The organism is Candidatus Erwinia haradaeae (assembly GCF_900698955.1).
Lineage (GTDB): Bacteria > Pseudomonadota > Gammaproteobacteria > Enterobacterales > Enterobacteriaceae > Erwinia_E > Erwinia_E haradaeae_G.
In genome coordinates, this window is record NZ_LR217720.1 from 451,739 (window position 1) to 475,187 (window position 23,449).

The window sequence follows — 23,449 nt, forward strand, 5'->3', positions numbered from 1 at the left end:
ATCATAAGACTTACAGGGGTGTAAAAGACGAAGAGTATTTTTGTTTTTATTTAATTCTCCCGTGATGTTATTTTTATTCTATTTTTATTATATACAGGCAGTGTGGATAATTTATGTATTACACAGTGTAGTTCCAGTAAAAGAATACTTATCCATAAGGAATAACAGTCCATGCATGTATAATTTTTATATTAAAGACAGATTATTACGAAATATATAAAGTTAATATTTTTTATGTACTGATAAGTCCTTAATACCTTATTACTAATTTTTATAGTGCATCAAGAATGATTTTAATACTAGCGTATCTTGCGTAGAATTGTAATAGATAGTAAAGGAAAAGTCTTTTAGCATAATCAAAAATAAAGTAATTTTACTAGTAATTTTTCATAATAAAAGCATTTTTTCAGTGATGACACATATCGGAAGATATATTGTGAATAACCTCATAGCCAAAGTGCAAATCATATATTTATAATTTTATTATGAAACATTTTATCACAAAACTCAGTTATAAAAATGTGTATGTTATCCCTTATCATCGTCTATATATTATATATACTAGCAAAATATATAATAGCAAAACTTAATAATGGGTGCGACATACATTTATGTTTATGTCAAATTTCTTTAATATTATAGTTATTCACTATTGTGATTTACTATTACTATAGAAATAGCTCTATAGCATATGGAGTGAACCAAAAATTTAATTCGTGCATATGCATCTTGTCTTAAGAGAGATAGATAATATTTAAATTATAATACATGCATATTATTTTTTAAATATTCATGCAATTAATAAAAAGATCTTAATAAGAAAGAGATATGATGAATAAAAATAATACTCTTACTGTGTAAGAGTACATGATGAAAATTTTTCACTTTATCTTGCAAATAGTATAGAATCTAGATTGGTTGCAATAATAGTATATTACTGTATTACAAATTATCACTGAGTAGTATATGCCTTATGTAATCAGGACATAACTGTGTATCTTATATTTTCAATCAGAGATATTATAATATTTAGAGTAATATAGACAATTATAACATATCCGATGGATGTAGATGATATAAGTGATGTATCGAATACACATCATAGCATCATGATTTTATAAAATAAAAGTTTACTTTAGGGGGTTCTCATTGAGCAAAGGAAATTATGGGTAAGGCTTTAGTAATAGTGGAGTCCCCGGCAAAAGCTAAAACAATTAATAAATACCTTGGAGACGACTATATAGTAAAATCTAGTCTGGGACACATTCGTGATTTACCTACTGGTAGTACATTGCCTCAGGATAGGATGAAGGGTGTCACTCTTAGAACTACTAATAGAATCAAAAAAAATCAAAAAATCTCTTTATTTTATCGCATGGGAGTGAATCCATTTAATAGTTGGGAAGCTACTTATTATATTTTGCCAGGTAAAGCAAAAGTGGTATCTGAGATAAAAGCGTTGGCTGCTCAAGCAGATCATGTGTATCTTGCGACTGACTTAGATCGAGAAGGAGAGGCTATCGCTTGGCATCTTGCAGAAGTAATTGGCGGGGATATTTCACGGTATAGTCGTGTTGTATTTAATGAAATTACTCAATCTGCTATTGATGAGGCCTTCAAGAACCCAGGTGCGTTAAATATAAATCGCGTGCATGCGCAGCAAGCACGTCGTTTCATGGATCGTATAGTGGGTTACATGATTTCACCGATTCTGTGGAAAAAAGTTGCACGAGGATTATCTGCTGGACGTGTGCAGTCAGTAGCGGTACGCTTAATAGTTGAGCGTGAACGTGAAATAAAATCTTTTATTCCTAGGGAATACTGGGCGCTACATGCTGCTCTTAAAACGGTAGATGGTGTGAATATACGGATGCAAGTCACACATCATATGAAAAAATCCTTCTGTCCTGTCAATGAACAAAAAATCCATACTGCTGTTACTCGTCTATCACAAGCGCGCTTTGTTGTAGAAAATTTTACTGATAAAGTGATAAACGTTCAGCCTAGAGAGCCCTTTATTACCTCTACATTACAACAGACAGCTAGTATACGTCTTGGTTTTAGCGTGCATCAAACAATGATTATAGCTCAAAAATTGTATGAAGCAGGTTATATTACTTATATACGCACCGATTCTAAAAATTTAAGTCAGGATTCCATCATCATGGTGCGTCGTTATATTAAACGTGAATTTGGCGAGAAATATTTACCATCAAAAGAGTATGTGTATACCGCTCTAGATACTCGACATGAAGCACACGAAGCTATTCGTCCATCAGATGTGCATGTGATCTCTGATCAATTACATAATATGCAAGAAGATGCGAAAAAGTTATATACTCTTATTTGGCGCCAGTTCGTAGCATGTCAGATGAGGCCAGCACAATATCATTCTCGTACCTTAATGGTAGACGCAGGAGGTTTTAAACTTAAAACCAAAGAACGTATTCTATTTTTTGATGGTTGGACAAGGGTGATGCAACCGCTTAATGAAGGTAAGGATAACTGTAAACTACCAAAATTAGTAGTGGGGAGTGAGTTAATACTAGAGAATATTTTAAAAAGTCAGCATTTTACAAAGCCTCCATTCCGTTTTAATGAGTCTTTGTTAGTACGTGAACTGGAGAAGCGAGGTATTGGTCGTCCATCAACTTACTCTTCTATTATTTCTACTATTCAGGATCGTGGATATGTTAAAATGCACGATCGTCGTTTTTATGCGGAGAAAATAGGCGAAATTGTTACTGATCGTTTAATCAATAATTTCCCAGATTTAATGAGCTATGATTTTACTGCTAAAATGGAGGATAATCTCGATCAGATAGCCAATAATACTATAGGGTGGAAATTTATTCTAGATAATTTCTTTATTCAGTTTAGTGAGAAAGTGAGCATAGCAGAAAAGGACTACCATGAGGGTGGTATGCGACCCAACCAGATGGTAAGTACATCGATTGAATGTCCTACATGTCAACAAAATATGGGTATTCGTACCGCTAGAACTGGAGTGTTTTTAGGATGTGTTTCTTATACTTTAAATTCAAAAAAACGCTGTAAAAAGACCGTAAATTTGATTCCAGAGAATACGGTATTAAATATTTTGGAATGTAATAGTATGGATGCTTATAGTTCACGACCACAATGTTACTGCAAATTGTGTGGTCTTACTATGGACGTTTATTTTATAGATCATCAACGTAAATTGTATATTTGTGCAAGGAATCCTGAGTGTATTGGGTATGAAATTGAATATGGTGAGTTTAAACTAAAAGGGTATACAGGTCAAGTCATACAGTGTGAAAAATGCGGCGCAGACATGCCAATTAAGATAGGGCGTTTTGGCAAATACATAGCCTGCACTAATCATGATTGTAAAAATACACGAAAAATTATGCGTAATGGAAATATTGCACCAGTAAAAATAGATCCAGTGCCTTTACCAGAATTAATATGTACACAATCAGATGCATATTTTGTTTTACGTGATGGCGCTTCTGGATTATTTCTTGCAGCCCATACCTTTCCAAAATCGCGCGAGACAAGAGCTCCACAGGTCGAAGAGCTACAGCGTTACCGTGATCTGTTACCACAACAATGGCACTATTTAACTAACGCACCTACAATGGATGCAGAGGGTAATAAATCAACAGTACATTTTAGTCGTAAAACAAAAAAACAATATGTAAGCACCAGAAAAAATGGTAAAAAAACTGGTTGGTGTGCATATTTTATCAACGGTCAATGGGAAGAGTTACAAAAATAATTCCATATACCTTATGCGTATTCTTGATGAAGATAACCAAATACGTTTTTAGTGAAGGATATGAAGCGTACATTAAAAGTCTACATTGATAAATATATGTACAGTATAGTGATATCTAGGTGCATAATCAAGTTGTGTTGTATAAACCTGTACATGTATTCATTTCTAGCATTCTATAAGCTATAATCTACGCTATCATTTAGAATTACACGAGAATTAGGTATGTATTTAGATACACCTATATTGCTATTCAACACTTTTATGATCATTTTCACGGGAGTGGTTTTTTAATCTATCATTGATCGTCAAGCATTTTGGATTCAGATTCTAAACAACAGGGGTTATATAAAATCTATTTACTGGATAATATTTATAGATATACGATGGTTTTTATATAGATAAAATGAAATATTTTGCATTACTTCCTACAGTTAGAGTTAGGCATGACTCTAAATTATGTATCAGTATAATAATAAAATGTAAATGATGATATAAAGCATATAATATTGAAACATCTATGCAAGGATGTAAAGAATATCGTATGTATAATATATTTTAAGTGATGGTGTGAACACAAATCAGAATCATTTTTCTTTTTTGAGATGCATTCCAATTATATTAATAGGATTCATATTAAGAACATAAGGGATATCTATGATATTAAGTAGTATGATATGCGGTATTGCTTAGAATATTAGAGTTAGATTACTGTGATTAAGTCCAGTATAAGAATGGTTCTTTAACATCTCTCTTTCAATGATGCATATAGCGCTAGCAGCGAGAATAATGTTCTATATTATATGTTATGAAAGTTATTAAATATTTGTATTATTGGCTGAAGATCACTTACTAATCTTTAGGGATCTTGATGATATACTATAATATACAGTCCGGTGAGCGTTCCTGACTTAGTATGCTATACGAGGCTACACACACCGTAAACATCCTATAGTGTATCTTAACGTTTTCCCGGTTATTAAATAGTGTTTCCGTGGTTCAATGGAATATCTGTAAGTGCCTCTTCGTGTTGTTTAAAACAAGATGGAAAACAAAATGAAATTGCAGCAACTGCGCTATATAGTTGAAGTTGTTAATCATAATCTTAATGTGTCTTCAACCGCAGAAGGTCTTTATACCTCTCAACCTGGTATTAGCAAGCAAGTGCGCATGCTAGAAGATGAGCTTGGCATTCAAATTTTTACTCGTAGCGGAAAACACTTAACTAAAATTACCCCAGCGGGACGAGATGTAATCCGTATTGCTCGTGATGTGATGTCAAAAATTGATGCGATTAAATCAGTGGCTGGTGAATATACTTGTCCTAATAAAGGTTCTTTGTATATTGCTACCACACACACCCAAGCACGTTATGCATTACCCATGACTATTAAAAAATTTCTTGATCGGTATCCTGGTGTATCTTTACATATGCATCAGGGCTCTCCGACGCAGATAGCTGAAGCAGTTTCTAAGGGTCATGCTGATTTTGCTATCGCTACTGAAGCTTTACATTTATATGATGATTTAATTATGCTACCGTGTTATCACTGGAAACGCACGATTATTGTTACATCAAATCACCCTCTTGCTAAATATCGTTCCATATCGATTGAAGAGCTATCGCAATACCCATTAGTTACTTATACGTTTGGTTTTACAGGATGCTCAGAACTTGATATGGCATTTAATCGATCTGGACTTACACCTCGTATTGTGTTTACTGCCACGGATGCAGATGTTATTAAGACCTATGTGAGGCTTGGATTGGGTGTTGGAGTTATTGCTAGTATGGCAGTAGATCCGATCTCTGATCCTGATTTAGTAAGGATTTCAATCGAAGATGTATTTACTGCCAGTACAACAAAAATTGGATTTCGACGTAGCACGTTTTTACGTAGTTATATGTACGATTTTATCCAGAACTTTGCTCCGCACTTAGTGCGTAACATTGTTGATGCAGCAGTTGCATTACGTTCTAGTGCAGACGCTGAAGAAATGTTTAAGGATCTAGTTCTACCGGAAAGATAGAGGATATTTCTCTTAATCAAGATGAATAAATACATCATTGTGAGATATGTTCTACATACCTTCTATGGTTTATAACAGTATTATATAAAAATGTATAACTTTATTAAATTTTAAACTATAAACAGAGTGTGTACTTATATGTTCTTTACTTATAGTATAGAGTATATACAAAAAGTATTGTTATGATCAGGTTGTCATATTCATTTTGTCAAATTTTTATTCTTTCTGCTATATTTTTTCCAGTGATTACTATGTATAAATATATTATACCTTGGTTATTATATAAGGTTAGTGCATGGCAAATAGCAAACAGACTCACGTTGAATCTATACCGCTCTTCCAAAAATCTTTTTTATTACCACGATACTGGGGTATATGGTTAGGAATTACCACGCTAGCTGCAATAACTTTAATACCAGCACGCTTACGTGATCCAATGTTGGGTGTTGTAGGACGCATAGCTGGAAAATTTGCCATAAACGCTCGACGCAGAGCACTGATTAATTTGCTATATTGCTTACCAGAAAAATCTGAGTCGGAGCGTGAGAAAATCGTAGATGCTATGTTTGCAACCATGTTGCAGTCAATAGCTATGATGGCTGAATTAGCGCTGAGGCCGCATGTAGTAAAAACTCGCATTCATTGGCATAGAAAAGACATTCTCGATACATTGCGTGATAGTGGGCATAATGTGATATTATTGGCGCCTCATAGTTGGGCGGTCGATCTACCTGCAATGTTACTAGCAGCTGACGGCCAAAGAATGGCGGCGATGTTTCATAATCAAAGTAACCTATTGATTGATTATGCCTGGAATTTCGCAAGATATAGATGTGGTGCTAGAATGCATGCTCGCAATGATGGTATTCGACCTTTTATTAGTTCTATTCGACAGGGTTATTGGGGCTATTACCTTCCTGATCAAGACCACGGAGAACAGCATAGTGAATTTGCAGATTTCTTTGCCACCTATAAAGCCACATTGCCTATTGTGGGAAGGATGATGAAGGTATGTCGTGCAAAAATTGTACCGTTATTTCCAGTATATAACAGCAAAACTCATTCTCTAGATATTTATCTGCGTTCACCATTGATTGAAGATGATATTGTGACTGACAGTTCTGTTCAAGCAAGACGCTTAAATGCAGAAGTGGAAGTGTTTGTGCGTCCAAATCCGGAGCAATACACTTGGATATTAAAACTATTAAAAACACGTCGGCCAGGCGATCAAGAACCTTATTCTCGGCAAGAATTATACCCAAGAAGATAAATAGTGCTACACTTGATTTACTATACATGAAGACATAGTATGTCCTTTAATAAGTATTATAATACATATTATGCTGTTATGATACATGGTAGAAATTAAAATAAAATAATCACTTCCACTAAAAAGTGAGGTGATATTAATATTCATTAGGTCATGCTATGTATGTATTCATTTTTAATAACTATGTATATATTAAAAATACTATATTTTAAAGGATATCTCTTTATTCCTTACAAGAGATATATATTATATAGCACAAGGGGTAAGTGTATATTTATATATTGATACGATACTCTATACTAGAGGAGTATTTTGTAAATAAAGCACACAGAACTATATTTTTTGTGAAATATTTTTTATGAAATAGTGTTTATATTATGATATTATAAATGTATTTAGATTTTTATGAAGATATTACAATGGTATTAACAATTCCGATATCAGTGATTACTGGATGCAGGAGAACTCTATTTGTTAAGTCTATGCAGATTTTATAAATATATACAAGCGTCTTAAACGTTATACTATGAGCATATACCCACTACATACGTGTAGCAGAAAATTTTTATAAAATACTATAGCATGTAAGTATTTTTAAAGTATTGGATCAGTATCATTTATTGCTATATAAGTATATTTGTAGATATTGTATATATTTTTTAACGAGGTTAAACATTATCTGCACTCTTAGAAATGGATAATATCCATAAGTTATTGAATATAAATATCAATGATAGTGTGCACCAGATATTACCTGCCTCTACATATGATATCACAGTAAAATAAAGATACGGATAAGTATCTATAATGTATGACTGTTTTTGCGATCCATATCTGTAAAACGATTTTATATCGTATATATAAGGTTCCCAACTAAGGAGGCGTGCCTGCATGATGTGTATCTAATAAACATAAAATGTAGTACACAACTTTAGTATAAATGGATTATACATGCATGTATATTATTAAAATTTTTGTAGTGACACGAGAAACTGTGTTCAATTTTCTTGAAAAACAATGAATTTTGAAAAAATTGGCATGATAAAAAATTAGTTAAATCTTCAGGTGTTTTTAATATTGTATATTTTGTTCACTTTATTGACAGTGTCTGCCCTATCTAATGTACCCTTAGAGGGGGTAAATGACTTGTAGGTCTAATGATTCCAAGGACGCATTTATTTATAGGTCTATTTCTACTACTCATACTGTTGAGTACATACTATTGGTATCTATCAAAAGTCTCTGAAAAAACATCAGATCAATCCAGAATAACTATCAATATAGCAATATATGATTGATATGTCGTACTAATGCACTACACCTCTGGATTTCTTATAGCCAGCGCAATAAAATCAAATGGTTTTGATCTTTGGATAATCAGTTAATACAGATGAACTCACCACTCTATCTCTTCTTTAGGAAATTAGCATGATAATTGATTGTCCAATTTTTTTATTAACGCAACAACTGGTGTCTTGCCCTTCTATTAGCCCATATGACGCTGGGTGTCAAGATATTTTGATTGCTCGTCTGCAAAAAATAGGCTTTACAATTGAAGTAATGCATATTGGTGATACTTTAAATTTTTGGGCATGGCGTGGACACGGAAAGACATTGGTTTTTGCCGGCCATACTGATGTAGTACCAACCGGTGATCCTACTTTGTGGATGCATCCACCATTTCAACTTACTGTTCAGAACGGAGTTGCATTTGGGCGAGGAATAGCTGACATGAAAGGCGCGCTTGCATCCATGATTGTAGCCGTCGAGCGTTTTGTGAGCATTCATTCATGCTACAAAGGACGCTTAGCGTTTTTAATTACATCAGATGAAGAAAAAAGCGGTGCTCATGGAACTATGAAAGTTATAGAAAGATTACTTCAACGTAATGAACGCTTAGAATATTGCCTCATTGGAGAGCCAACTAGTACAGCGTTCATAGGTGATGTAGTAAAGCATGGTCGTCGGGGGTCTATGAGTGCTCATTTACATGTCCACGGTATACAGGGTCATATTGCCTATCCGCATCTTACTGATAATCCTATACATCGAGTCATACCAGCTCTCCATGAGCTCATGTTAATAAAATGGGATACAGGCAATACATTCTTTTCACCAACCTACATGCAAATGTATCATATAAAGGCAGGTTCTAGTACCAGTAACATTACCCCATATGAGTGTTTTATAGAGTTTAACTTTCGTTTTAATAATCAACTTACAGATCTAATACTTCAAGAACGTGTTAAGGCAGTTCTTGATCGACATCATTTACAATATCATATTACATGGACCGTGTTTCGTCAGCCATTTCTCACATCACGAGGTTATTTTGTAGATGAAGTAATACACGCTGTAGAGTGTTGTACGAATTATAGTCCTCAATTATTGACTACGGGTGGAACATCCGACGGATGTTTTTTTAATGCAATTGGAGCACATGTGGTAGAGTTGGGGTTAGTCAATACTACTATTCATCAAATCAATGAGTGTGCCAAAGTCTCTGATCTACCACTTCTGAGCAGAATATATCAACGCATTATGGAAAATATTTTACTGAAATAGGTTATAGTTAAATGATATTAATTCAGAAATACTTTTGGTTACTTGGAGTGGTTCTGCTAATAGGAATTTTATTTAGAGTCTATATAGATTTAAAGAGAATCAATCTAAAAAAATATAGAAATACGCAATCTAGTTCGTCTATATCGTGTAAGAAAGAGAAGTTTATGAACTATAAAAATAATAAAAGATAGAATCTACACCATCTCATGTACATATCATGTGTATCATTGGCAGTATATATTAATTTTATCATGATATAATTGTAGAAGAGATATAATATAGATTATAATTTTTATACCTATAATATTTGCTAGATATAATGAGATTATGAGTTGTAATATTTTTCATAAAATCTACACACAAGAGTATATAAACATGATATCTATACTTGATAGAGACATATATTAACGATTTGTAGTATGTTTCGTATCAATAGATATATTCTATAAATATATTTTTAAAAATACAGTCATATAATGTTTGATTATTTATATTGTTTTAGAAGAGCATATAGGAATATCGTTCATATAACATATTTAATGAACAAGCAGGGAATATTTTCTATCTGATGCATAGGCTCTATCATGTTTTATATTTCATCTGCTCATTTTATAATATATGATAACTGGGTGGTATGTGTAGACATCTATTATAGAGACTATTTCACGGATAACACAAAAAAATAAATATTTTATTTCTATGAGAAGTAGAAAAGCTCTTGCGATCTTATCTAGAGTTTGAATCGATATCATGGATCAATATCATCAATACTTAACGAACAATTTGTGTGACAAAACATTAGAGTTAGCATTTCTAGTTCCAACCAGACTGAGTGGTCATCATGCTGCTTGATTGTGATTTCTATGTGCGTGAGCAGTCTACAGATTTGAAACCACCGTTCATATGCCAGGCGCTTCAGAGCTATGCTTAACAACGTACGACGTTTTTCTAATACGCCATACTTCTTAAATAGAGCATACAATGGAATTGTATCCATCTGTGGTATGATAGTAATCAGTAATAAGATATCCCGTTGAAGCATACGCAGTAATAGCGTAATAGGTGTGCTATCTTCAGCGGATATCTGATGTAAGATATGTATCGCACGCTGACTATCCCCTAATAATAAAGCATCAATCCATTGAAATACATTAAAATGCGCTGCATCATTTACTATTTTCTCAATATGCTGTCGCATGAGTGGGCGATTTGGGAAGACGATACAAATTTGTTCTAATACTTGTGACAATGCTAATAGATTGCCTTCATAATAGTAGCACAATAGTTGATTTGCCGCATTATCTATATCTATATTCAATAATTTTGCTCTGGAAGTAATCCACAAAGATAATTGCTTGTGGTTCAATTTTTGGCATGGAACTTCCACTCCATTCATGCAGAGAGCTTGGTACCAATTACTTTTTTCGTATATTTTCGTGAGTGATGTCATTTTTAATATGAGAAGAATATCTCTATGAAGAAAAGTAGATAAAGTTACGAGTTGTGTACTCATCACAGAAGTAGGACCTTGTTCTGGTAAAATGAGTAGAAATATTTGACGAGCACCGAATAGACTTAAAGACTGACAGTTAGAAAAAATACATTGCCAATCAGTTTTATAATTAAGAGTGATGATAAAATGCTCGGTAAACCCATGTTCTTGCGCAATACTAAAAATGGTATTCTGCGCTTCTTCTAGAAGAAGCGGTTCATTGCCATGTAGTACATAACAGGCTCGTAACTCACGTTCTAGTGTACTACTAAGTTGTTCGGGGTAGATTCTTATCATTATTTTTATATGGAGTATTTATGTTAGAGTGTTTCTTATTTAAAATATTGTTACTTTCTAAGAATTAATGATCGTTATCATATTGATACAATATATTCTTTTCTGCACCGTCTAAAATTGCAAATTGACGTATTAAATCCTCTACAGCTTGCTGCCGCATATCATCAATAATGATATTTTGTTCAGTATCTTTTGCCAAAGCGGCCTGTGGATGATCAAAAAAAGAACGCGATACTGCAGACGTTATTGGATAGACACCTTGATCTGGTATGACAACCTCTGCATGAATAGTCATCATGATTACATACTCGGAAGTTTTACCATTTGGGAACGTTGCTGTTATATCACGACTAACAGTCTCTTCTTGTAAGCGAAGAGATGTAATATTTGTATGTGTGGTAGGGGTGTCAATAATACGTACACTGTGATGTTGCAACTCTTCATATACCGCAGTCGCGAGAGGACCATATGGATCTGTAGTATCTACTATAAGCGTTTGCATGATATCAGGTATACGGAAAATAGGGTATGGGTGATAGCCACATCCATCCGTACATAATGTCATAATAGAAAATAAAAGAGGCAGTAACAGTTTTTGCACGAATATTGCCTTCTTATGCACTAACGACTAAGTTAAGTAACTTACCTGGCACATAAATTACCTTTTGAACTTTAGTGTGACGAAGATATTTCCAAATAGTAGGATCTTTTTGTGCCAGAGATCGAATATGATCTTGATGACTATTGGCTGCTACCATAATTTTTCCACGTACTCTACCATTTATCTGAATTACCACTAGAACTTTTTCCTCCACCATCGCAGTCTTATCGACTTGAGGCCACGGAGCATAATCTATTTCCCCCTTTCCACCCAAAGCTTTCCATAAGACAAAGCTTATATGTGGAGTGAATGGATGAAGCATGCGCACAATAGCCGTTAATGCTTCTTGCATAAAGATTTGAGCCTCAGTTGTATTACGCGGTGCTTGGATCAGTTTGTTTGTGAGTGTCATTATTGCTGCAATCGCTGTATGGAATGTCTGCCGGTGTTCAATATCACGTGATACTTTATAAATAGTTTTATTTAAATGATGACGCAAGGCTGTCAGTTCATGGTCAGTGCTATTACTGGCACTAATAAGTGCAATACGGGTGTGAGTGTGTTGCCAGACTAGCTTCCATATTCTTTTCAAGAATCGATACGCTCCTTCCACACCTGATTCTTGCCATTCTAATGTTGCATCTAATGGAGCAGCGAACATCATAAAGAGCCTTACGGTATCTGCACCATAACGGTCTACCATGATTTGCGTATCGATACCATTTTTTTTTGATTTTGACATTTTCATCATACCAGCATAATATACTTTCTTTCCAGATGGATCCGTTGCATGTATAATACGTCCTTTATGGTCACGTTGGATGATCAGGTTATCCGGTGCTACCCAGTGACACTCACCGTTATTGCCAGTTACATAGAACGCGTCAGATAAAACCATTCCTTGACATAGCAGGCGTTTCACGGGTTCGTCAGAATGAACTAACCCTGCATCACGTAGTAGCTTATGAAAAAAACGGAAATACAGAAGATGCATAATAGCATGTTCAATACCTCCTACATATTGATCAACTGGAAGCCAATAGTTAGCCGCAGCTGGATCTAACATTCCATTTTTATAATCTGGGCAACTATAACGTGCATAATACCATGCAGATTCCATAAAGGTGTCAAAGGTATCAGTTTCACGTAGTGCTGGTTGGCCATTCACAATAACTTTAGCCCATTCTGTATCGGTATTTAGGGGTACTGACACTCTATTTGTTAAATTATTTTCTGGTAACAGCACCGGTAGCTTGTCTTCTGGCACAGTAATTGTTCTGCCATCTTCTAGAGTAAGCATTGGGATAGGCACTCCCCAATATCTCTGACGAGATACTCCCCAATCTCTTAGACGATAATATACCGCACGTTTACCTATATCATCCTTAGCTAGTTGAGTCGTAATAGCAATCAAAGCTTTTTCATATGATAGGCCATTGAATGCACCTGAATTAAAAGTGATGCCTTTATCAGTCATTGCACCCTTACTGAGATCAGGTACACTGCCGTTAGCATTAAGAATTACAGGTTTAATGGGTATTTGATATTTTTTAGCAAATTCCCAATCCTTTTGATTATGAGCTGGTACACCAAGAATAGAACCTGTACCATACTCCATCATCACATAATTAGTTGCCCAGACAGATAATCTCTCCCCTGTCAGTGGATGTTTGATCAAAAGACTTGTTAATATACCTTTTGTTTCTATTTTTGTTAGTTCAGCTTCAGATATTTTTCTTTTATAACATGTTTGTATAAATTGGTGTAAAAGAGGATTTTTGGTAGCATCTTGATGTAGTATTGGATGATTAGCTGCTACTGCAATATAAGTAGCACCCATGAGAGTATCAGGGCGAGTAGTATATATACTAATTGTTTTTTTACTGTGTAGAATTTTACAATTAATTTCTATTCCTTCTGATCTACCAATCCAGTTTTTTTGCATAGTTTTTACGTTTTCAGGCCACCCTACTAGTGTATCAAGATCGTTCAGTAATTCATCGGCATAATCTGTGATTTTAATAAACCACTGTGGTATTTCCTTGTTTTCGACTACAGAGTGACAGCGCCAGCAACAACCATTAACGACTTGTTCATTAGCTAATATAGTCATGTCATGTGGACACCAATTTACTGGTGATGTTTTTTTATAAACTAAGCCTTTCTGATATAATTGAGTAAAAAACAACTGTTCCCATAGGTAATATTCTGGATGACAGGTGGTTATCTCACGGCTCCAATCATAGCTAAAACCAAGCAATTTTAACTGATTCTTCATGTATTGAATATTGGAATAAGTCCAGGATGCAGGGGCGGTATTATTTTCCAATGCTGCGGTTTCCGCTGGTAACCCAAAAGCATCCCATCCGATTGGCTGTAATACATTTTTACCTAGCATGCGTTGATAACGCGACAAGACGTCACCAATAGTATAATTTCTTACATGTCCCATATGTAGATGGCCAGAAGGGTAAGGTATCATGGAGAGGCAGTAATATTTTTCTTTATCTTTTTCTTCAGTGACTTGGAATGTTTGATGTATTTCCCAGTGTTTTTGAACACGAGATTCTATCTCTTTATGATCATATTGCTCTTTCATGGAGCTCATGGTCCTTTATGAAAATGTGTGTATAAATGAAGCATACTATAGTAAATCTCACTGATCAGAGGTACATACACTTCAGTATATAGGTTTCGGTTATACTACTCATAAAACAATCATATGTATTAATAAATATGTGACCTAATACTGAAGGTATTGTATTAGTGATCACTATGCGATACAAAAATCGATAAATAGTCATATCATTCCAATCAGAGAGATCGTATTAGGTGTGATGTAGAATGGGTTTGCTATTATACTATTGATCTATAAGATTCGTTATATAACCCTTTAATAGATTTTTAGTCAGTAAAATAACAGACTTTTAGATGCCGGTATATCAAAAAAATTGTAGATTTTATTCATTAAATTTTTGTTTTTTGCACGAATTCATAATATATGAGCTCTTAACTTGTAAAAGTAACTAGTTGTTATTTTCACGAATAGGTATAAGTATTGTAGACATAGTAAAAAAATACAGAAAACATGAAAAGTAATACATGTAGAATTGAGATTATAGATTTCTCAATAGATTTATTGGTAACCAGTATCTGTGCGTATAATATTTTAAGTGTACTTTTTATTTTATTGCAGTCTGCATATTTTATTGAGAATACAGTAACGCATGCTATGCTCTCTAAATTTCTATAGAGCAGATATTCATATGTAGTAGTTCTTCCACTATGAGATATTTTTGATATCTCTTATACAGTCACTCCCAATATTGACTCTAGGGTAGAATTTTTATTTCTTATATGGGACCGGCACTCAAGTGTTATTAGTGAATTCTAAAGTTTTACAAGAACCTATATTCTAGTAGATTCCCTGTGGTAGAGTGAGATCTGATTACTTATTGGAAAAACAGAAATAAACTGTAGTATCATAAAATGATTCATAGTATTTATAGGTGGCCTATATAATACTTTTAGAATTTATAGATGGTAAGGCAAAATGAGTAATTCGCTTTATTTAACGAGAGTGAATTTATTATTAAATAGCTATATTTATTGCTAATTATATAGCCCTCGCAGTTAATGATCGCGCTTTAATTATTGATTCAGCACAGAACATTTTCGCGACATAGGTTGTAGCATGTAATATATTGTATTTCTGAAATTTTAATACTAATAAATTATAGCTATAGCGCAATGTTATAGATAATGCTAGTGTATCAACATATGCGATATATCATATTGTTTTCTGATATGTATTGCATTGCCCATCTATAATAATACTTCATGCTGTCTTTATTAATCGACCTTTAGACATTGACCTCTATATGGCTCTACACTATGCAATCTATAAAAGATAAAATTATTAATTTAAAAGCTCTCATCCATCATCATCAATATAAATATTATATTATGGACTCACCGGAAATCCCAGATGCAGAATATGATAAGTTGATAGACACCTTACATCAGTTAGAAGTAAATTATCCTAATTTTATAACCTTAGATTCACCCACTCAGTGTGTAGGCGGATCTGTTCTAGGTAGTGTATTGCAGAAGGTTACTCATAAAACACCGATGTTATCTTTAGATAATATTTCTCACGATGTGAGTTATATTAAATTTTATCAACGTCTACAGGAAAGTCTAAAAATTGATGATGATATTACTGTTTGTTGTGATCTGAAAGTTGATGGTCTTGCAGTGACTTTGTTATATGTTCATGGTGACTTAGTACAGGCCTCAACGCGTGGTGATGGAACCACTGGAGAAGACATCAGTGATAATATCAGGACTATTCAAGCCATCCCGCAGTGCTTAGACAGTAATAACCCTATTCCGGATTACTTAGAAGTGCGTGGAGAGGTATTTATGCCACATGCAGGGTTTGAAAAACTAAATACACAAGCGTCTCAAGATGGAAAAAAGATATTTGCAAACTCTCGTAATGCTGCAGCAGGCTCCTTACGTCATCGAGATCCACGTGTCACTGCCATGCGTCCTCTTGCATTTGTGTCTTATGGTTTTGGTTTACTCACAGATGGTATTCTTCCGTGTAGTCATATGGCATGTTTACAATATTTAAGCACTTTAGGAATACCTGTGAGTGACTACTTACGCCTTTGTCGTCATCCGAGAGAAGTGCTAGACTTTTATCATTATATTGAAAAGCATCGTTCATCTCTGGCTTTTGATATTGATGGCATAGTTATTAAAGTAGATAACTTATCCCTACAAGAAAGATTGGGCTCTACTTCGCGCGCTCCGCGATGGGCTGTAGCGTTTAAATTCCCGGCACAGGAAAAAATAACACGCGTACATAGTGTAGAATTTCAGGTTAGTCGTACTGGGGCTATTACACCAGTAGCAAAACTAGAGCCCATTTTGATTTCTGGAGTGATGGTCAGTAGTGCGACGTTGCATAATCATGCTGAAATTAATCGATTAGGACTAAAGATTGGACATCATGTTATTGTTCGCAGAGCAGGAGATGTTATTCCGAAAATTATGAGCGTAATAAAGACAAGGCCTTATGCGAATCTGAACGTACATGACATTATTTTCCCCACTAAGTGCCCAGTATGCGGTTCAAAAATAAAACAGATGCCTCAAGAGGTCATAGCGCGTTGTACGGGTGGTTTGATTTGCGCAGCACAACGTCTAGGGGCGTTAAAACATTTCGTGTCACGTAAAGCGTTAAATATTCATGGGGTGGGCGGACAAATACTAAATCAGTTAGTAAATAAAGGGTACGTACAAAATCCAGCAGATCTCTTTAGTCTCACGCTGCAGCAATTAACAAGTTTAGATCACATATGTCTCAAATCAGCACAAAATATTTTAGGTGCACTTACTAAGTCAAAGAGAACTACTTTTGCTAGATTTTTATATTCTTTAGGTATTCGCGAGATTGGAACGGTGACTGCAGAAAATCTTGCAGAGCATTTTGGTACCATAGATTCGCTTATGAAAGCTAACCTAACTACCTTACAAGAAGTAGATGGTGTAGGAAGAGCGACAGCAAGTAATATAAAAACTTTCTTTAATGAAGAAAATAACTATAAAGTTATTAGGCTTTTAGTAGAAAGATTTGGTATTCATTGGTCATAGGTCATCATATAAAAATACAAAAAAGGTAATAGACAATAGTGTGATAAAGTAATAATATTAACTTGTTTATTTGCGATCTGATCGCATCAGATAACACACAGTACATCATAGGCATCTTAAAAAGATGACATTGAATGTTTGGTATTGATACAGACTGATTCAGTATGGTGATGATTATAGAATTTAGTAATGACTATAGATGTGGCTGGTTACACAAAAGATCAGAAATGAGCTTTACAGATAAAAATAATGATAGATGTACAGAAAATCATACATGTATAATGTGGTGGCGCTGAACATACACAAACATACATGGCATGCAGTCAGTTATTTATATCCATACTGCTGTAATTACCAGTACGCATATTGTATATATCGATCATGTTTGTGGCCTATTTCAGTTCACTTGTTTCAAAAAAATATCTTTATGAGTATAGCATTTTACGCTGATATATACTATTAGATTAAAGGAAAGGGTCACATGATGACCCCATTAATACTCTAATGACATTCTTCATAGCATGAAATTAAAATTTTCTTTGTAATTTATCTAGACACCTAGAATCACCCGGAAGATAATACCTTCAAGAAGTTTTGATCAACCATACCAGGTTATATTTATATTGATTTGTGATACTGCTTCAAAAATCTTTTTTGGCATTGCAATTAGTTTTTGGACTTATGATAGCGCACAGACGGGATAATTTGCACTGGTTTATATACTGTAGCTATAATAATCTATTTAACATCTATTAAAGAGCATATTTCAGTCATCAATTAATTTGCGATATGGATATTTAAATGATGTTACTAAACTAGTAACAAGCGAAAAAAGATGTCATTTAAATTTAATGTATAATTGAGAGTAATTGCCAGAGAGATGATCATGGAGGGCTAAGAAGTTGTCTATAGATCTAGAGTCGAGAATAAATCAATGGATTCCTGAAGTACTTTTGGATCTCATATTAGTACTTCTAAAAATTATTTCCACATTGTTTTTTCTATATGAAGTAGTGATGGAAAATAATGATCTATACTATAAATAATATAGTTCTCTGTAGTAAAGAAGAAAAAAAACATTTATGCAAGATGCTAAGATGATCCAGAGAATCAGTTGAGTCAAAACAGTAGTAGTTAATTGGTTGTGTTTTAGAATAGAATTTCTTTTTTTATTTAATTTAGCTGATTAAGCGGTGTTTGTTAGCCTAGTATTATATCTATTGATAATATCAAATGTGGAAACTCTTAGATAGATTTTTACGAGAGAGGTCATTGGTTCTTCTATAGAATAGTGTGTTTTTCAGATCTATCAATTGATGAATATATGAGAATTTTGTATAGTGTTATGGCGATGTTTGCATATCAATAGCTAGAGCTGCTTGATGGGTGCGCACTTTAAAGATATCATCTATTTAACATAATGTCGCGTCACTTTCATCGATCAATGCAACTCATCCGCTGCTCTAACGCCAAAAACATCATTATATCACTGCACGTATGAAATTATTGTACTTGCACAGTATATTATGCGTGCGTGAAAAATCAGCCCTAGTCGACTTCTTTTTCAGTATATCTTTTTTATTTTTCATGCTTGAATATTAAGAAGATGTTCATCTTCTTCTGTTGGTGGACATCAATACTCACATAGTAGTAGTGGTACACTTTTACCACGTGATTTTAGTTGAAACTATTGAGTGATATAGTGATGTATTATCTATAACTAATTGAGTGCTATACAGAGTGGTAGAAAAGAGGCGCCATTAGCTATGATGATGGGTGTAGTTTTCTCATTATGGATACTTCTGTTCATTACTAGATAAACAGAATCACTACTTGTATGTTACCTAAAATTTTGTACGGTAAGCGAACATGTACGAGATAGCTACATTAAAGGCCGGAGTAATTGATATCGAGCCTGAAATATCCTCCACTATTGATCCTATCTTCTTGATGATTAGGCCTATAGATAAGCGGATAGTATAAATATAACGCATGTAAACTATTGATCTATGCTCAAGGAAGCTTTATATATATTTTGCCGTACTAGCCGTCTATTACAACATAGTTTTTTATTCAAGAATGGCAAGTATACAATATATAAATACCTTAACTTCTAATAAAAATAGTTATATAGCTATAGTTTTATAAAGATGGCAAATCTTACAATTGTGATACTATGTATTAGAGTACATCAATTTATTACTTATGATAAAATCATAATTGTACACTGGCAGGGGTCATAAGGAGAAAAGGCGTTCATAATCGCTAATACAACACTAAATAATGCGGTTATTGTAAGGAAAAAAGATATTTTCATGCCACATATGCCAAACATGCTAGGATTATAGATGATAGAATCATATGTACAATCGGGTATAATTGGCTGTATTTTAGTACCATATATCTAGCATAGATAGCACTATAAGTCTATAGTACATATAAAAATATAATCTTCATATGTAACTACATGAAAGCGTGAGACCTGTTATATTGATATTAACACTGCATTATACATTATCTCGTCATGCGAGTAATTTCATATGATAGAATATTGATTGTACGCATTAAAATATCCACAACCCTCATATATAGATCATCATCTATAGATCTTCATAAATGATTATGAAGAAAAATGTTTATTTATTTACATTCGTATGTACGGTGTAGGCATACGTATCCGTTAAATACATACCAGTGCAATACTAACTTATAGTATAGTGCAGGTATAGAAAATCGTATTTTTTGTACGAGATAGAGATTGATGATCATCATGTCTATATTAGATTGTTTTGTACTGACATTCAGTGATGATATAAATTTCAGATCATAATAACGGATGATTATTTAGAAGGATTGGACGATACACTTTCAATATGATTAATATCGACACCTCAATGCAGAGGAATAATAATCTTGTGTACTTGAGTTTTTGTGTTTTTATAGAGAGAATATAAGTTAATCTTAATAAGTAAAAGAATTGATAATATAGTATCGAAATACGAGTATAGTAATACACGATGATATTTGATCAGATTAATTTATCAGTGTACAGGCTGTTGTATGATACCGAATAATAGTACTACTAGTGGTTCGTATATCAGATTTTTATTGATTTATTCAATCTATATGATACATATGAATATGTATATATTACAGAATTACGAGTTACTCACACCGTACATATTGCAAGATTATACGGTCTCATGAAGTTAGGCTTAAATTAAACTAAGAGAGAGTTTTATGAATTCTGAGTGTGCTGAATATATTGAAATCCCTGTGTTACCGTTACGGGACGTGGTGGTGTATCCGCATATGGTAATTCCGTTATTTGTAGGTCGTGAGAAATCCATTCGCTGCTTAGAAGCTGCTATTGATTACGATAACAAGATTATTCTTGTTGCTCAACGAGAGGCCTCAACGGATGAACCTAGTATTCAGGACCTTTTCTTAGTTGGAACTGTTTCCTCTGTCTTACAAATGTTGAAGTTACCAGATGGTACTGTTAAAGTATTAGTTGAAGGATTACAACGTGTACATATTACGACATTGTCCGATAATGGTCATTACTGTACAGCTAAAGCTCAATATCTAACGTCACCTACAATAGAAGAAAAAGAACAGGCAGTTTTAATTAGTGCTACCATTAATCAGTTTGAAGGATATATTAAACTTAATAAAAAAATTCCTCCTGAAATTTTAACGTCTATTAATAATATTGATGATGCCGCACGTCTTGCTGATACAATAGCTGCACATATGCCATTAACATTATCAGATAAACAGTTAGTCCTTGAGATGTCAGATGTCAGTAAACGTTTAGAATATTTAATGGCTATGATGGAATCAGGAATAGAATTACTACAGGTTGAAAAACGTATTCGTACTCGCGTTAAAAAACAAATGGAAAAGAGTCAGCGTGAGTATTACTTAAATGAACAGATGAAAGCTATTCAAAAAGAGCTTGGTGAGATGGATAATGTCCCAGATGAAAATGAGGCATTAAAACGCAAAATTGAGATATCTAGAATGCCGAAAGCGGCACGGAAAAAAACGGAATCTGAATTACACAAGTTAAAAATGATGTCACCTATGTCAGCAGAATCTGCTGTCGTACGAGGGTACATTGAATGGATGGTTCAGGTTCCTTGGTATGCACGAAGTAAAATGAAAAAAGATTTACAAAAAGCACAAGAAATACTAGATACTGATCACTTTGGTTTAAAACTTGTTAAAGACAGAATACTTGAATACTTAGCTGTACAAAGCCGGGTTAGTAAAATAAAAGGACCTATTCTTTGTCTGATGGGGCCACCTGGTGTCGGTAAGACTTCATTAGGGCAATCTATAGCTAAAGCTACCGGTAGAAAGTATATACGTATGGCGTTAGGTGGTGTACGTGATGAAGCAGAAATCCGTGGCCATCGTCGAACTTATATTGGTTCTATGCCAGGAAAATTAATTCAAAAAATGGCTAAAGTGGGCGTTAAAAATCCATTATTTTTATTAGATGAGATTGATAAAATGTCATATGACATGCGGGGAGATCCTGCTGCAGCTCTTTTGGAAGTACTAGATCCAGAACACAACATGGCTTTTAATGACCATTATCTAGAAGTGGATTATGATCTTTCCGATGTCATGTTTCTTGCTACATCTAATTCGACAAATATTCCAGCAGCGCTACTAGATCGTATGGAGGTTATTCGGCTTTCTGGTTACACAGAAGATGAAAAACTAAATATTGCTAAAAGATATTTATTATCAAAACAAATTAAGCGTAATGCCTTGCAAGAAAATGAATTAATTGTTCACGAAAGTGCGTTGATTAGTATTATTCGTTATTATACGCATGAAGCTGGTGTACGGAGTCTGGATCGTGAGTTATCAAAACTGTGCCGCAAAGCGGTGAAGCGCTTGCTTATGGACAAAACAATAAAACAAATCATCATTCATGCGGATAACTTAAAAGAGTATCTTGGCGTCAAGCAGTATAAATATGGATGCGTGGACAATAAAAATCATATAGGTCAGGTCACTGGTCTTGCATGGACACATTTTGGTGGTGATTTATTAAATATTGAAACAGCTTGTGTTCCAGGTAAAGGTAAACTAACATATACCGGATCGCTAGGTGAAGTCATGCAGGAATCTATTCAGGCTGCATTAACTGTTGTACGTGCTCGAGCAGAGAAATTAGGTATTAAGAGCGATTTCTATGAAACACGAGATATTCATGTCCATGTTCCTGAAGGTGCCACACCAAAAGATGGTCCAAGCGCAGGCATTGCTATGTGCACTGCACTAGTTTCTTGTTTAACTGGCAATCCAGTGCGTGCTAATGTTGCCATGACTGGTGAGATCACCTTGTGTGGTCAAGTTTTACCCATCGGCGGCCTCAAAGATAAACTCTTAGCAGCAAGAAGAGGGGGTATTAAAACAGTTTTAATACCTGATGACAATAAACGTGATCTGGAAGAAATACCGGAAAATGTTATAGCTGGTTTGAATATTGATGCTGTAAAATGCATCGAAGAGGTGCTCGATTTATCTCTAGAATTTAAAATACCCCCTCCTGTATCTATATAGGTCAATCGATATATAAAAATATTATAAGCAATATTCACCATATGTGGTGAATATTGAGTATTAGTTAAAATATTTTATTACAAGTATCTGATGTATTTTGGCACAAGATGCATACGATATAATTGCATACTTCATGTATATCACTGAGTATTGCAGATTATCTCTTCTTTTATATCTGTACGA

General features: G+C 34.1%; 9 protein-coding genes. 6 read left to right on the forward strand and 3 right to left on the reverse strand.

Annotation, left to right across the window (positions count from 1 at the left end):
• The first annotated feature begins 1,165 nt into the window (after window positions 1–1,165).
• The 4 genes from topA to dapE all read left to right on the forward strand — a co-directional run bounded on the left by topA (window position 1,166) and on the right by dapE (window position 9,626).
• On the forward strand, window positions 1,166–3,763 hold the full coding sequence (topA, locus tag ERCILAFE3058_RS01475) for a type I DNA topoisomerase (protein ID WP_157989711.1): 2,598 nt from the start codon (window positions 1,166–1,168) through the stop codon (window positions 3,761–3,763).
• Window positions 3,764–4,816: 1,053 nt separating this feature from the next.
• Window positions 4,817–5,791: an HTH-type transcriptional regulator CysB gene (gene cysB / locus ERCILAFE3058_RS01480; RefSeq protein ID WP_157989712.1), complete on the forward strand. Its 975-nt coding sequence runs from the start codon at window positions 4,817–4,819 to the stop codon at window positions 5,789–5,791.
• A 295-nt stretch (window positions 5,792–6,086) separates the two neighbouring features.
• Window positions 6,087–7,061: a lauroyl-Kdo(2)-lipid IV(A) myristoyltransferase gene (gene lpxM / locus ERCILAFE3058_RS01485; RefSeq protein ID WP_157989713.1), complete on the forward strand. Its 975-nt coding sequence runs from the start codon at window positions 6,087–6,089 to the stop codon at window positions 7,059–7,061.
• Between the two features lie 1,434 nt (window positions 7,062–8,495).
• Entirely contained in the window at window positions 8,496–9,626 is a 1,131-nt protein-coding gene (gene dapE, locus ERCILAFE3058_RS01490; protein ID WP_157990061.1) for a succinyl-diaminopimelate desuccinylase, read from the forward strand.
• Between the two features lie 748 nt (window positions 9,627–10,374).
• Here the strand turns inward: dapE and holA are convergent.
• The 3 genes from holA to leuS form a co-directional block, all read right to left on the reverse strand.
• Window positions 10,375–11,415 (reverse strand): DNA polymerase III subunit delta, encoded by a 1,041-nt coding sequence (holA, locus tag ERCILAFE3058_RS01495; RefSeq protein WP_157989714.1) that lies wholly within the window; start codon window positions 11,413–11,415, stop codon window positions 10,375–10,377.
• 64 nt (window positions 11,416–11,479) lie between these two features.
• Window positions 11,480–12,016 (reverse strand): LPS assembly lipoprotein LptE, encoded by a 537-nt coding sequence (gene lptE / locus ERCILAFE3058_RS01500; RefSeq protein ID WP_157989715.1) that lies wholly within the window; start codon window positions 12,014–12,016, stop codon window positions 11,480–11,482.
• 13 nt (window positions 12,017–12,029) lie between these two features.
• Window positions 12,030–14,615 (reverse strand): leucine--tRNA ligase, encoded by a 2,586-nt coding sequence (gene leuS, locus ERCILAFE3058_RS01505; protein ID WP_157989716.1) that lies wholly within the window; start codon window positions 14,613–14,615, stop codon window positions 12,030–12,032.
• Window positions 14,616–15,910: 1,295 nt separating this feature from the next.
• Here leuS and ligA point away from each other — a divergent pair.
• Together ligA and lon are read left to right on the forward strand one after the other, a co-directional pair.
• Window positions 15,911–17,680 carry an NAD-dependent DNA ligase LigA gene (gene ligA / locus ERCILAFE3058_RS01510; protein WP_157989717.1) on the forward strand — a complete coding sequence of 590 codons (1,770 nt, stop codon included), beginning with the start codon at window positions 15,911–15,913 and terminating at the stop codon, window positions 17,678–17,680.
• A 3,240-nt stretch (window positions 17,681–20,920) separates the two neighbouring features.
• Window positions 20,921–23,266: an endopeptidase La gene (lon, locus tag ERCILAFE3058_RS01515; RefSeq protein WP_157989718.1), complete on the forward strand. Its 2,346-nt coding sequence runs from the start codon at window positions 20,921–20,923 to the stop codon at window positions 23,264–23,266.
• The last annotated feature ends 183 nt before the right edge of the window (window positions 23,267–23,449 follow it).

Coding starts and splice junctions, on each gene's coding strand:
- lon (WP_157989718.1), top strand. CDS start 20,921: ATGAATTCTGAGTGTGCTGAATATATTGAAATCCCTGTGTTACCGTTA.
- holA (WP_157989714.1), bottom strand. CDS start 11,415: ATGATAAGAATCTACCCCGAACAACTTAGTAGTACACTAGAACGTGAG.
- topA (WP_157989711.1), top strand. CDS start 1,166: ATGGGTAAGGCTTTAGTAATAGTGGAGTCCCCGGCAAAAGCTAAAACA.
- lpxM (WP_157989713.1), top strand. CDS start 6,087: ATGGCAAATAGCAAACAGACTCACGTTGAATCTATACCGCTCTTCCAA.
- leuS (WP_157989716.1), bottom strand. CDS start 14,615: ATGAAAGAGCAATATGATCATAAAGAGATAGAATCTCGTGTTCAAAAA.
- ligA (WP_157989717.1), top strand. CDS start 15,911: ATGCAATCTATAAAAGATAAAATTATTAATTTAAAAGCTCTCATCCAT.
- cysB (WP_157989712.1), top strand. CDS start 4,817: ATGAAATTGCAGCAACTGCGCTATATAGTTGAAGTTGTTAATCATAAT.